Genomic DNA, 13,012 nt, shown 5'->3' with positions numbered 1-13,012 from the left:
CCAACCTGCTGACAAGGCTTCCGATGTCATCGATCCCCTCTTCGTCCGTGGCGAGCGCCGCTCCGCGCCACCGCTCCGCGCTGCCGCACGCGATCCGCATGGCATGGCTGGCGACGCTGGTCAGCTTCGGCGTCTCCACCCATGCCGCCGACATCCCGGCCGCCACGAGCGCCGGCGGCGACGCGCAACAGAACACCGCGACCACGCTGGAAGGCGTACAGGTCACCGCGCCAATCGCGAAAGACAGCAATTCGGTGACCAAGACCGATACGCCGATCACCGAGATACCGCAGTCGGTCTCGGTGATCACCGACGAGCAGATGAGCCTTCGCGGCATCCAGGGCATCGAGGAAGCGGTGTGGTACACCGCCGGCGCCCAGGGCGGCGGCTACGGCCCCGACTCGCGCAGCGACTGGCTGCTGGTGCGCGGCTTCACCCCGGCGCGCTACATGGATGGGCTGGCGGTGGCCGAAGGCTCGGGCACCGGCATCACCCGCATCGAGCCGTACGGGCTGGAGCGGCTGGAAGTGCTGAAGGGCCCCTCGTCGGTGGTCTACGGCGCGATGCCGCCGGGCGGCATGGTCAACATGGTCAGCAAGCGACCGACCGAACAGCCGCTGCATGAGGTGGGCGTGGAAGTCGGCAGCTTCGACCTGCGCCAGGGCACGTTCGACTTCGGCGGCCCGCTGAATGATTCAGGCACGCTGCTGTATCGGCTCACGGGCCTGGCCCGCAACAGCGACACCATGGTCGACCACATCAAGGACGATCGTTATTACCTGGCGCCGGCGCTGACCTGGAAGCCCGACAACAGCACTTCGCTGACCGTGCTGTCGCATTTCCAGAAATCCGCGACTGCGTCCGGCGGTGGCTTCCTGCCCGCCGAAGGCACCCTGCTGCCCAGCCCCAACGGCAGGATCCCGCGCCATCGCTTCACCGGCGAGCCGGGTCAGAACGATTACGACAAGACGCTGGCCTCGATCGGCTACGAGTTCCACCACGACTTCGCCAGCGGCCTGGCCTTCAACCAGAACCTGCGCTACGGCAAGGCCGACGTGGACAACAACGGCGGCAACGTGGGCGCGTTCGGCCTGCTCGGCGACGGTCGCACCCTGCTGCGCTATCTGTTCCCGAACGAGAACCACACGAAGACCTTCGGCGTCGACAACAACCTGCAGTACACCTTCGACGCGGGCAGCGTGCAGCACATCGTGTTGGCCGGCGTGGACTATCGCCGCGCAAAGGACGACTACGCCTCGGCGTTCGACTTCAACGTGGGCGGACTGGACGTGTTCGACCCGGTCTACGGCAGTCCGGTGACGGTGCCCGCGTACACCAGCCACACGCTGCAGACGCAAACGCAATTGGGCGTCTATCTGCAGGACCAGATCAGGCTGGGTCGCTGGGGCATCACCCTCGGCGGTCGCCAGGATCACGTGAAAACCGACACCGACAACCTGATCGGCGGCACCACCACAGGCCAGACCGACGACGCATTCTCCGGCCGCGTCGGCGTCAACTACCTGTTCGACAGCGGCCTGGCGCCATACGTGTCCTGGTCGCATTCGTTCCAGCCCACCGTGGGCACCGACTTCGCCGGCAAGGCGTTCAGCCCGACCACCGGCGACCAGTACGAAGCGGGCCTGAAATACCAGCCGGCCGGCGGCAATGGCTTGCTCAGCGCATCCGTCTACCAGATCACCCAGCAGAACTCGCTGACGATCGACCCGAATCACACGCTGTACCAGGTGCAACAGGGTGAAACGCGCCTGCGCGGCGTGGAGCTGGAAGGCCGCTGGAACATCGGCCGCAACCTCAGCGTGTATGGCGACTACACGTACAGCGATTCGGAAGTGACGCGCAGCAACGATCTGCCCTCGCTGGGCAGGCAGATCGCCCTGCTGCCGAAACAGCAGGCCTCGCTGGGCGCCGACTACACCATCGTGGGCGGAACCCTGGCCGGGCTCGGTTTCGGCGGCGGCGTGCGTTACGTGGGCGAGCACTACGGCGACATCTACAACGACTGGAAGACGCCGTCGTACACCTTGCTCGACGCGGCCGTGCACTACGACACCGGTGGCTGGCGGCTGCAGTTGAACGTCAGCAACCTCACCGACAAGACCTACGTCTCGGCCTGCAACAGCGCCGCGTGGTGCTACTACGGCTACGAGCGCACGGTCACCGCCAGCGCGCGTTACCGCTGGTAAGCGCATGACGGCCTGGCTCGGCGTGGTGGCCTTCGCGATGGCGGCACTGTCCGCCGTCGCGTTGTACGCCGGCTCGCCACACTGCATGTGGCGCGTACTGCGCGGCCGGCCGCGCAGCGCACGGCTGATCGGCACGCTGCTCGCGCTGGCGTCCCTGCTTGCCTGGGCGCAGCTGTTCGGCGTCGCCGCCGGCCTCGGCGCCACGCTCGCCAGCCTGATGCTGGTGCTGGTCGCGCAGCCATACCTGGCCCTGTTCATCGGCAGTCCGGATGCCGACACCACGGCGGACGAAAAAGCATGATCCGCCAACACCGCAGGAAAGCGAGCTGATGTGGGCGCGGCTCGGCGCCGGCATTGTGCCGGGTTTCTTCCTCGCCGCCGCGCTGCTCGGGCTGGTCAGCTGGCTGCTGCCCGGCAGGTGGGAATCGACCATCATGGTCGGCCTGCTGGCGTTCTTCCCGCTGTGGATCGGTATCGTCTGCGCCGCGCTGCGGTTCTCCAGCGGACGGCGCGCGTGGCTCTGCCTGGGCATTGCGGCCGTGGCGGGCTTAAGCCTGCTGCGGTTGCTGCAAGCATCGGGTTGGGTCGGCTGAGCATGTCACGATGAAATTGAAACCGGCCACCTTGCGCACCTTCACCACCTTGCATTCGTGGGTGGGCATGCTGGCGGGCTTCGCGCTGTTCGTGGCGTTCTACGCCGGCGCGATCACCGTGTTCCATCACTCGCTGCAGCAATGGGCGAGCCCGCAGCTTGCCGCCACCGCCTCGCTGGACGATGCGCAACAACTGCTCGACCAGGTGCTGGCGCGCCACCCGGAAGCACGCGAACACCTGGGCATGACCTTCCCCGGCTACGAGCTGGCCGAGCCCACCGCGTACTGGCAGGACGCGCAGGGCGTCTGGCAATTCGCCACCCCGCAGAAACTGGCCGGCAGCCCGACCCCGCCGGGCGCCAGCCTGCCCGAGCTGGTCAACGAACTGCATTACACGCTGGGTCTGCCGCTGGTCGGCACCTGGCTGATGGGATTGGTCAGCCTGCTGTACGGCGTCGCGCTGGTGTCGGGTTTCGTGATCCATCTGCCGCGGCTGTTCAAGGATCTGTTCGCGCTGCGCCCGGGGCGCAACCTCAAGCGCTTCTGGCAGGACGCACACAACGTGATCGGCGTGCTGAGCCTGCCGTTCCACATCGTGTTCGCGGTCACCGGCGCGCTGCTGTGCCTGCTGTTCGTGCTGATGCTGGCGCTGAATCCGCTGATCCACGACGGCAAGCTGATGGCCGCGTCGGCGGCGGCGATGGACACCGCGCCGATCATGCAGAAGGCGGATGTTTCCCGGCCGCTGTCGCCACTGGCAAGCTGGCACGCGCGCGCAATCGCGGTGGCGGCGGAACATGGCGTCGCCGATTTCGTGCCCGGCTATCTGAAGCTCGCCCATGCCGGCGATGCCCATGCCGTGGTCGAGATCACCGGCACTTCGCCGCGCGGACTCGGTGCCGGCGCGGTGGCGCTGGATGCCACCAGCGGCGCCGTGCTGGCAACCCAGCTGCCCGGTTCGCGCGACGCCAACCACGCGGTGCTGTCCGCGGTCTACGCGCTGCACTTCGGCGACTACGGCAATGTCGTGGTGCGATGGCTGTATTTCCTGCTGGGCCTGGGCGGTGCCTTCCTGTTCTATTCCGGCAACCTGTTGTGGATCGAGTCGCGGCGCAAGCGGCGACAAGCCGAACAGGGGCGCTCCTCGATCATCATGGCGCGCGCCACCGTCGGCGTGTGCATCGGCGTCTGCGTGGCGATCTCCGCGGCGTTCGTGGCGGCGCAACTGCTGCCTGCACTGGGCTGGCGCGTCGATGCCGGCGAACGCTGGATCTGCTTCGGCAGCTGGGCGCTGTGCGTGGCCTGGGCAGCGCGGCGCGCGCCCCTGCGCGCTGCCCGGGAATTGTTGTGGCTCGCCGCGATCGTCACCGCGCTGGTTCCGCTGGCCCACGGCCTCGTCACCGGCGGGTGGTTCTGGCGCAGCGCCGCGGCCGGTCACGGCGCGTTGCTGGCGATCGACCTGGGCGCGCTGGCGCTGGCGGCGGGCTTCGCCTCGCTGGCACGTGCGGCGTCACGGCGCAGCCGCCACGGTGACGCCAACAGCGTGTGGGCGGATCAGGCCCGGTAAGGGGCCAGCAACGCGGGCTCGTCGAACAGCCCGGCCGGCAGCAGGTAACGCGGATCGCGACCGGCGGCCAGCAACTCGCGGATGCGGGTGGCGGAGATCTCCAGCGGGGTCACCGCCAGTTCGATGACCTTGCCGGCCGACGCGCGACGCAAATCCGCGGCGTCGACGACGCGCCTGCCCGCCACCTCGTCTTCCAGTTCAACCGGCAAGCTGGCCGATACGCCGGGCCGGCTCAGCACGCCGACATGGGCCACCGCGAACAGTTCGCGCCAGCGATGCCAGCTGGCCAGGTTGGCGAAGGCATCGGCACCGACCAGCAGCACCAGCGGCCGCTCGCCCTGCTCCGCACGCAACTCGTGCAGGGTGTCGATGGTGTACGAAGGGCCGGCGCGATCCAGCTCGCGCGTGTCAAGGGTGAGCCTCGACTGGCCATGCAGCGCCGCACGCAGGATCGCCACCCGCTGCATCGCCGAGGCCATCGGCGCGTCGCGATGCGGCGGCACGCTGGCCGGCATCAGGCGCACTTCGGCGTCGAGCAGTTCGGCCGCTTCCCATGCCACGCTGAGATGACCCAGGTGCACCGGATCGAAGGTGCCGCCGAAGATCGCGAGGGTCACGCCAGCGCCCTGGCAGCCCGCGGCTCCGCCAGTGCGGCGATCAGCCGTTCGGCCTCCTGCCACGGATTGCCCTGCTCGCGGCCCTTGACCATGCGGTCGATGCGCGAGGCGCGCGCCAGGCATTGCAGCCAGTGTTCGCGGGGCGCGCGGCGCAGCGCCTGGCGGAACAGGTTCTCGCGCGCCTGCCACAGGTGTTCGGCGCGGAACTGGGCAGCCAGATCCGATGCGTTGGCCAGGCGCAAGGCGAGCTGCAGCTGATTGACCAGCCAGCCCATCAGCGCCAGCAGCTCGTCGCCTTCCGAGCGCAACCCGGCCAGGATGCGCAGCGCGCGGGCGCCGTCACCCAGGAAGGCCGCATCGGTGAGCTTGAACACGTCGTAGCGGGCGCTGTCGGCGACCAGGTTCTCCATCTCGGCGGCGTCGATGCGGCCTTCGCCGTGCAGCACCGCGAGCTTGTCGATTTCCTGCGCGGCGGCCAGCAGATTGCCCTCGACGCGCTCCGCCAGCAGGGCCACCGCGTCAGGCGTGGCGGACAGCTTGCGCGCAGCCAGCCGTGCGGTGATCCAGCTGGCCCATTCGTTCGGTCGCGGCGCGTTGAACACCACCATCGTGCCGCTGGCGTCGAGCTTCCTGCTCCAGGCGCCGTCGTGCTTGTTGCTCCACTCCATCGCGGTGATCAGCAAGGTGACGTCCGGCGGCGGATCGGCGCAGAACGCGGTGATCGCCTTGGCGCCCTCGATGCCGGGGCGGCCGGTGGGCAGGCGCAGGTCGATCAGCCGCCGATTGGCGAACAGCGACATCGCCGCGCCGGAACGGGCCAGGTCGTTCCAGTCGAAGTGCTGGCCAACCTCGAGCACCTCGCGCTCGCCATAGCCGAGCCGGCGCGCCTGCGCGCGCAGGGCGTCGGCAGCTTCGAGCACCAGCAACTGCTCGCCGGCCAGCAGGTAGACCGGCTGCAGGCTGTCGCCCGCCAGAGCCTTCTGCCACTGACCGGGGTTGAGCGGCATCAGTGCGTGCTGGCGGCGCTGGCCGGCTCGGCCAGCTGGTGCTTGCTGGCCGCCTGCAGGCGGAACAGGATCGCCTGCACCATGTCGTCATTGAGGCTGCGCTGCAGCTCCTGCACCTGCGATTCGTTGCCGACGGTATTGCTGGCGTCGTAGCTGTACTCGCGCGACATGTCGATGCGCTGGACCGGCAGCAGCGGATGGCCGTCCGCATCGGTCACGTCGAACTCGACGTGATAGCGCACCGCGTACTCGGTGATCCGCACGTAACCGCCGGCGCTCAGCGTCTCGGTGCTGAACCGGGCCGTCGGCACGCGCAGCTCGGCGATGCCCGGGCCGGCGGCATCCTCGATCGTGACGTCCGAGGTTTCCAGCGCACGGGTCAGCCGGCGCTCGAGTTCGCCACCGCCGTTGACGGTGACGTGCATGCGCTGCATCTGCGCGGGCAGGTTCGCGTTTTCGCGCAGGTGGAAGCCGCAGGCGGACAGCGCCAGCGTGGTGGCCAGCAGCGACGCGAGCTGGAACAGGCGAGCGGTTTTCATGAAGTTCATCCTGCGACGATGTTGACGATCTTGCCGGGCACCACGATCACCTTGCGCACGGTCAGGCCTTCCAGGAAATGGGCCACTTGCGGCTGCGCCAGCGCCATGGCCTCGGCGTCTTCCTTCGAGGCGCCGGCGGCGACCTCGATGGTAGCGCGCAATTTGCCGTTGACCTGCACCGCCAGCGTCAGCGTGTCGCGCACCAGCGCGGCCGGATCGACCCGCGGCCACGGCTGGTCCTCCAGCACGCTTTCGGGATGACCCAGCACCTGCCACAGCGCGTGACTGACGTGCGGCACCACCGGGTTCAGCAGCAGCACCATCGCCTCCAGCGCCTCGTGGCGCACGGCGCGGCCCTGGTCACTCTGGTCGGCGAACTTGCCCAGCGCATTGAGCAGTTCCATCAGCGCCGCGATCGCGGTGTTGAACGCGTGGCGGCGACCGAAATCGTCACTGACCTTCTGGATGGTTTCGTGCAGCTGGCGGCGCAGGGCTTTCTGGCCGGCGTCCAGCGTGGCCGGGTTCGTTTCGGGATGATCCGGGTTCCCGGCATGCGTGGTCACTTCACGCCACAACCGCTTGAGGAAGCGGGCCATGCCTTCGACGCCGGCCTCGCTCCATTCCAGCGACTGTTCCGGCGGCGCGGCGAACATCGAGAACAGCCGCACGGTGTCGGCGCCGTACTTGTCCACCATGGTCTGCGGGTCGATGCCGTTGTTCTTCGACTTCGACATCTTCTCGGTGCCACCGATCTTCACCGGCTCGCCATCGGCCTTGAGTACCGCACCAATCACGCGCGCCTTGTCGTCACGCTGGATCTCGACATCGGCCGGATTGATCCAGTCCTTCGAGCCATCGGCGTTGTCGCGGTAGAACGTCTCGGCGATCACCATGCCCTGGCACAGCAGGTTCTGCGCCGGCTCGTCCGAATGCACCATGCCCGCGTCGCGCAGCAGCTTGTGATAGAAGCGGAAGTAAAGCAGATGCATGATCGCGTGTTCGATGCCGCCGACGTACTGGTCGACCGGCAGCCAGTAGTTGGCGCGCTCGTCGATCTGGGCATTGGCGCCGGGGCTGGTGTAGCGCGCGTAGTACCAGCTCGACTCCATGAAGGTGTCGAACGTGTCGGTCTCGCGTTCGGCCGGGCCGCCGCATTGCGGGCAGGTGGTCTTGCGCCATTCCGGGTCGGCCTTGATCGGCGACTGCACGCCGCTGAACGCCACGTCCTCGGGCAGCACCACCGGCAGCTGGTCTTCCGGCACCGGCACCGCTTCGCACTTGGGACAATAGATCACCGGGATCGGGCAGCCCCAGTAGCGCTGGCGGCTGACGCCCCAGTCGCGCAGGCGGAAGTTGACCCGGCGCTGGCCGCGGCCCTCGGCCTCGAAGCGCCTGGCCAGCGCGTCCAGCGCCTGCTGGAAGTCGAGGCCATCGTACTCGCCGGAATTCACCAGGATGCCGCGCTCGGTGAAGGCGCACTGCTCCATCACCCGCTGCTCGAAATCCTCGATGACCTGCACCGCGGACTTCGTATCGTAGGCATCGGTATCGCCGCCACCGAGCGCCGCGCGCATCGGATCGGCGCCGACGCCAAGGGACAGGTCGTGGCCGATTTCGCGCACCGCGTCGAGCACGCTGCGGTCGACCACCACCATCCTGATCGGCAGGCTGTAGCGCTTGGCGAACTCCCAGTCGCGCTGGTCGTGGCCGGGCACCGCCATCACCGCGCCGGTGCCGTAGTTCATCAGCACGAAGTTCGCCACGTACACCGGCAGCGCCTCGCCGGTGATCGGGTGGACGGCACGCAGGCCGGTGTCCATGCCGCGCTTTTCCTGGGTCTCCATTTCCGCTTCGGAGACGCCGCCCTGGCGCAGGCCGGCGATGAACTCGGCCAGCGCCGGACGCGCCAGCGCCGCGTACTGTGCCAGCGGGTGCTCGGCCGCGATCGACAGGAAGGTCACGCCCATCAGCGTGTCCGGCCGGGTGGTGAACACCGTGATCGGCTCGACCGGCGCCTCGTCGTCATTGACGTCGAAACGGATTTCCAGGCCCTCGCTGCGGCCCAGCCAGTTGCGCTGCATGGTCTTCACCGCGTCGGGCCAGCCCGGCAACGTGTCCAGGCCGTCCAGCAATTCGGGCGCGTAGTCGGTGATCTTCAGGAACCACTGCGGGATCTCGCGCTTCTCCACCACCGCGCCCGAGCGCCAGCCGCGGCCGTCGACCACCTGCTCGTTGGCCAGCACGGTCTGGTCGATCGGGTCCCAGTTCACCACCGCGTTCTTGCGGTACGCCATGCCCTTCTTCAGCAGGCGGGTGAACATCAGCTGTTCCCAGCGGTAATAGTCCGGCCGGCAGGTGGCGAACTCGCGGGTCCAGTCGATCGCGTAGCCCAGCGACTTAAGCTGGCTGCGCATGTGGTCGATGTTGGCGTAGGTCCACTTGGCCGGCGCGGTTCTGTTCTTGATCGCGGCGTTCTCGGCGGGCAGGCCGAACGCGTCCCAGCCCATCGGCTGCAGCACGTTCTTGCCCTGCATGCGCTGGTAGCGGCTGATCACGTCGCCGATGGTGTAGTTGCGCACGTGGCCCATGTGCAGCGCGCCGGAGGGGTACGGCAGCATCGACAGGCAGTAGAACTTCGGCCGCGAGTCGTCCTCGACCACTTCGTACGCGCGCTGCGCGGTCCAGTAGCGCTGGGCAGCGGCCTCCACGGCCTGCGGGCGGTAGCCGGCTTCGTCCTGCTCGGGGGTGGTCGGGGCTTGGGTGTCCTGCATGATCATGCTGCCATATGCGATTGATGCGGACCGGCGAAAGCCGGCCCGAGGGAACTGGTCAGACTAGCCCAGCGCGGGCCGGCCGCCAAGCTGGAACGCTATTCCTGCGGGCACGCCGCGGCCTGCCCCGCGCCCAGCGCACGCCCGGCCGCGGCGATCTGCGCCGCGATGCGGGCGATCGCCCGCTGGTGGCCCTGCACCAGCGCCGGATAGCCCGCCCCCACCGGCTCGCTGACCAGACTGGTGCACGACAGCGTGGCCGCTTGCCCGCCGTGCAGCAGGCGCACGCTCCACCCGCCTTCGATCAGCGCCTGGCCGCCGGGCTGCGAATCGAACCGGCGCAGGTCCAGCTTGATCCGCAGCAGCGGCTGGCTGCCGGCCGGCATGCCGCTGACATCCTGGCTGTGCAGTTCGCGCGCCAGGTCAGCGGCCAGCGCACTGCGCACTTCGTCGCCCAGCGGCGCGATCCAGCGTTCGCTGCCAAGCACGGCCATGCCCTCGGCACCCTCGCGCACGACCAGTTGCGGCTGGTCGACCTGGGCGGGGATGCCCACCGGCAGCAGCTCGAACGGCAGCGGCCCGGCGGCCGGGGGCGGCGCACCCGCATCGGCCGGCGCCACCAGGGTGTAGTAATGCAGCGGTGCGGAGGCGCAGGCGGCCAGCAGCAGGGCCGCCGCCAGCGTGGCTGAAACCTGCGTGACGCGACGGATCATGGCTTGCTCCCTGCCGGCTGCGGCGCCGGGACGGTGGTGTTCGGGGCGGTGGTTTTCGGGACCGACGGCGCCGGGTCCGGACGCCGGCCGCGGATCAGCGACTCCGGATGGCCGCCCAGGTAATCGGTCAGCACGCGCAGCGAGCGGGCCATGCGCTGCACCTGTTCCAGCGTGGCGCCCAGGTTCTGCTGCAGCGGCGAATCACTGGCCAGCGCATCGTTGGCCGTGCCCATGGTCTGCTGCACGCCGTGCAAGGTGTCCTTCACCGCCGGCAGGGTCTCGCCGTTGACCTTCCCGATCGTGGTGTTGAGCCCGGCCAGGGTCTGGTCCAGGTTCTTGCCGATGCTGTCGAACGGGATCTTGTCGAGCTTGTCGACGATCTCGGCCAGCTGCTCCTGCAGCTTGTCGAAGCTGCCCGGCACGGTCGGCAGGGTCAGCGGTTTCGCGCTCGGGTCGAACGCCACCTTCGGCGTCTTCGGCACGAAGTCCAGCGCCACGTACAACTGCCCGGTGAGCAGGTTGCCGGTGCGCGCCTGGGCGCGCAGGCCGTGATCGACCAGCCGGCCGATCATCTGCGAGAGGTCGGGATTCTCCCCGCGCTCCCGGGCCAGCGCCTCCAGCTTGTCGTAGGCCGCGCCGAGTCGTTGCGGATAGATCACCGCACCCACCACCACCGGGAAGCGCTGCTTCTGCTCGTCGTAATCCAGCCGCACCGACACCACCTTGCCGATGTTGATGCCGAGGAACTCCACCGGCGCATCGACCGCCAGGCCACGCACCGACTGCTCGAAGCGCATGCGGATGTAGTGCGGTGTGCCATCCGGCGGCGCCATCGCGGTGGCCTGGTCGCCGAACAGCTTGAAGGCGTTGTCTTCCGGCGCCGGCGTGCCGTCGTGCGGGCCGGGCGGGTCCTGGAAAGCCACGCCGCCGGCCAGCACGGTGGCCAGCGACTGGGTGTTGAGGGTCAGTCCGTTCGCACCCAGCGACACGTCCACGCCGCTGGCATTCCAGAAGCGCGAGGAACGGGTGACGAAGCGGTCGTTCGGACCGTCGATGAAGATCTGCAGCGAGACGCCCTTGCCGTCCTTGTCCAGCTGGTAGGACACCACCCGACCCACCTGGATGCGCCGGTAATAGATCGGTGAACCGATGTCCAGCGAACCCAGGTCGTCGCTGTGCAGGACGAAGCTGCGGCCGGGCGCGCCGTGGGTCACCGGCGGCGGGATCTCCAGGCCCTTGAATTCGTCCTTGTACTCGGTCGAGTCGCCCACGTCGGCGCCGATGAACGCGCCGGACAGCAAGGTGTCGATGCCGGACACCCCGCCCAGCCCGATGCGCGGGCGCACCACCCAGAAACGGGTGTCGGCGGTGGCGAAACCCTCGGCGCTCTTCTCCAGCGCCACGTTGACCAGCACGTGGCTGCGGTCGCCGCTGAGGTGGATCTTGCTGACCCGGCCGATCACCACGTTCTTGTACTTCACCGGGGTCTTGCCCGCTTCCAGCCCTTCGGCGCTCTGGAAACTGATCACCACGTGCGGGCCGGCCTGCAGCCAGTTGCTGACCACCAGCGACAGGCCGACCACGGCGGCCAGTGCCGGAATCAGCCAGATCAGCGAGGCATTGAAGCGGCGCCGCTTCACCACCGGGCGTGGCAACGCCGCCTGACCGGTTTGCGCCGATTCGCTCTGTTTTTCGTCAGTCATCTGAATCCTTGCCGTCCCAGATCAGGCGGGGGTCAAAACTCATCGAGGCAAACATGGTCAGCACCACGGTCAGCCCGAAAAAGATCACGCCCGGCAGCGGTTCCACCAGGCTCAGCACGCTGAAGCGCACCAGCGCCGTCAGCAGCGCCACCACGAACACGTCCAGCATCGACCAGTAGCCGATCAGCTCGACCAGCCGGTACAGCTTCGCACGCTGCAGCCGGGCCCAGCCGCTGCCCCGCTGGCTGCTCACCAGCAACACGCTGAGGGCAAGGAACTTCAGCACCGGCACCACGATGCTGGCGGTGAACACGATCACCGCCAGGTTCGGCGAGCCGGCCCGCCACAACTCCACCACGCCGCTGATGATGGTGTTGTCGTCGATGTCGTTGAGGCTGGCGGTGCGCATGATCGGCAGCACGTTGGCCGGGATGTACATCAGGAACGCGGCGATCAGCAGCGCCCAGGTCCGCGCGAAGCTGTCCGGCTTGCGCCGGCGCAGCGTGCTGGCGCAGCGCGGGCAGGCCATCGCGTCGTCCACGCCGTCGCCGTCCAGCTGCGCGTCGCCCGGCACGTTGCGGCACACCAGCCCGCATACGGTGCAGGCGATCAGCCCCAGCTCGGCGGCGCGCGGCAGGGCGCTCATGCGGCCGGCTCCAGGTCCTCGTCCCACAACTGGCGCAGGTCCACGCCCGCGAAGATGGTGATCAGCAGGGTCAGCGCCGCGTAGGCGTAGATACCCGGATCGGCGGTGACGTCGAAATAGGTGTGCGCCTTGACGATCGCCACCAGCGCGCCGAGCACGAACACCTCGCTCATCGTCCACGGGCCCAGCCGGTGCAGGATCACCATCAGCGGCACGAAACCCGGCGCGCGGCGACCGCCGCGGGCAAACCACAGCAGCCAGCCCAGCAGGGACATTTTCAGCAAGGGGAAGAAGAACAGCGTGGTGGCCACCAGCACCGAGACGACCTGCGAATGCTCGCGCCACATCGCCAGGATCACGCCCCACAAGGTGGTGCTGCTGTGCTGGCCGCTCAGACCCAGGGTCACGATCGGCCACAGGTTGGCCTGCACGAACACGATCGCCGCGGTCAGGATCAGCGCCAGCATCGCGTTCACGCTCAGCAGGTGGTAGCGCTCCAGCTCTGCGGCGCACAGCGCGCAGCGCGCCACTTCCCCACGCTCCAGCACGCGCCGGCGATAGACCGTGTCGCAGTGCTCGCAGATCAGCAGCTTTTCTGGAAAGGCCTTGCCCATGCAACCGGTGCCTTGCTTCGGCGTGACAGTCCGTG

Annotated in this window: 12 protein-coding genes; 4 read left to right on the top strand and 8 right to left on the bottom strand. The window is 68.5% G+C overall.

Annotated features, from left to right (window positions below; translation table 11 throughout):
- Window positions 1-23 precede the first annotated feature (23 nt).
- Genes UU7_RS01390 through UU7_RS01375 form a run of 4 tightly spaced genes read left to right on the top strand, consistent with a single transcriptional unit; the run spans window position 24 to window position 4,367 of the window.
- Window positions 24-2,207 (top strand): TonB-dependent siderophore receptor, encoded by a 2,184-nt coding sequence (locus UU7_RS01390; protein ID WP_050981399.1) that lies wholly within the window; start codon window positions 24-26, stop codon window positions 2,205-2,207.
- 4 nt (window positions 2,208-2,211) lie between these two features.
- Window positions 2,212-2,508 carry a hypothetical protein gene (locus tag UU7_RS01385; protein WP_007804655.1) on the top strand — a complete coding sequence of 99 codons (297 nt, stop codon included), beginning with the start codon at window positions 2,212-2,214 and terminating at the stop codon, window positions 2,506-2,508.
- Window positions 2,509-2,536: 28 nt separating this feature from the next.
- Entirely contained in the window at window positions 2,537-2,800 is a 264-nt protein-coding gene (locus UU7_RS01380) for a hypothetical protein (RefSeq protein ID WP_007804653.1), read from the top strand.
- Between the two features lie 10 nt (window positions 2,801-2,810).
- On the top strand, window positions 2,811-4,367 hold the full coding sequence (locus UU7_RS01375; protein ID WP_007804651.1) for a PepSY-associated TM helix domain-containing protein: 1,557 nt from the start codon (window positions 2,811-2,813) through the stop codon (window positions 4,365-4,367).
- On the opposite strand, the gene nadD is transcribed toward UU7_RS01375, so the two are convergent.
- From nadD to UU7_RS01335, 8 genes are all read right to left on the bottom strand, one after another.
- The gene (nadD, locus tag UU7_RS01370) at window positions 4,355-4,984 is read right to left on the bottom strand and encodes a nicotinate-nucleotide adenylyltransferase (RefSeq protein WP_007804649.1); all 630 of its coding nucleotides are present in this window, start codon (window positions 4,982-4,984) and stop codon (window positions 4,355-4,357) included. The genes UU7_RS01375 and nadD overlap by 13 nt on opposite strands.
- Window positions 4,981-5,991, bottom strand: a complete 1,011-nt coding sequence (gene holA, locus UU7_RS01365; RefSeq protein WP_007804648.1) for a DNA polymerase III subunit delta — start codon at window positions 5,989-5,991, stop codon at window positions 4,981-4,983. The genes nadD and holA overlap by 4 nt, the downstream gene beginning before the upstream one ends.
- The gene (locus UU7_RS01360) at window positions 5,991-6,539 is read right to left on the bottom strand and encodes an LPS-assembly lipoprotein LptE (protein WP_040672656.1); all 549 of its coding nucleotides are present in this window, start codon (window positions 6,537-6,539) and stop codon (window positions 5,991-5,993) included. Before UU7_RS01360 ends, holA begins: the two co-directional genes overlap by 1 nt.
- A complete protein-coding gene (leuS, locus tag UU7_RS01355; RefSeq protein ID WP_083845919.1) occupies window positions 6,536-9,301 on the bottom strand; it encodes a leucine--tRNA ligase in 2,766 nt (921 codons plus the stop codon). The genes UU7_RS01360 and leuS overlap by 4 nt, the downstream gene beginning before the upstream one ends.
- Before the next feature lie 98 nt (window positions 9,302-9,399).
- A complete protein-coding gene (locus tag UU7_RS01350) occupies window positions 9,400-10,014 on the bottom strand; it encodes a PqiC family protein (RefSeq protein WP_007804642.1) in 615 nt (204 codons plus the stop codon).
- Window positions 10,011-11,717, bottom strand: coding sequence for a PqiB family protein (locus UU7_RS01345; RefSeq protein WP_007804640.1), 1,707 nt, complete (start codon window positions 11,715-11,717; stop codon window positions 10,011-10,013). The genes UU7_RS01350 and UU7_RS01345 overlap by 4 nt, the downstream gene beginning before the upstream one ends.
- Complete coding sequence (locus UU7_RS01340; RefSeq protein WP_007804638.1) at window positions 11,710-12,363, bottom strand: paraquat-inducible protein A; 654 nt, start codon at window positions 12,361-12,363, stop codon at window positions 11,710-11,712. Before UU7_RS01340 ends, UU7_RS01345 begins: the two co-directional genes overlap by 8 nt.
- Window positions 12,360-12,977 carry a paraquat-inducible protein A gene (locus UU7_RS01335; protein WP_007804636.1) on the bottom strand — a complete coding sequence of 206 codons (618 nt, stop codon included), beginning with the start codon at window positions 12,975-12,977 and terminating at the stop codon, window positions 12,360-12,362. The genes UU7_RS01340 and UU7_RS01335 overlap by 4 nt, the downstream gene beginning before the upstream one ends.
- Window positions 12,978-13,012: the final 35 nt, after the last annotated feature.

Source organism: Rhodanobacter spathiphylli B39 (assembly GCF_000264295.1).
Lineage (GTDB): Bacteria > Pseudomonadota > Gammaproteobacteria > Xanthomonadales > Rhodanobacteraceae > Rhodanobacter > Rhodanobacter spathiphylli.
The sequence above is the reverse complement of the archived record's forward strand: the minus strand, read 5'-3'. Positions and strand labels throughout refer to the sequence as shown.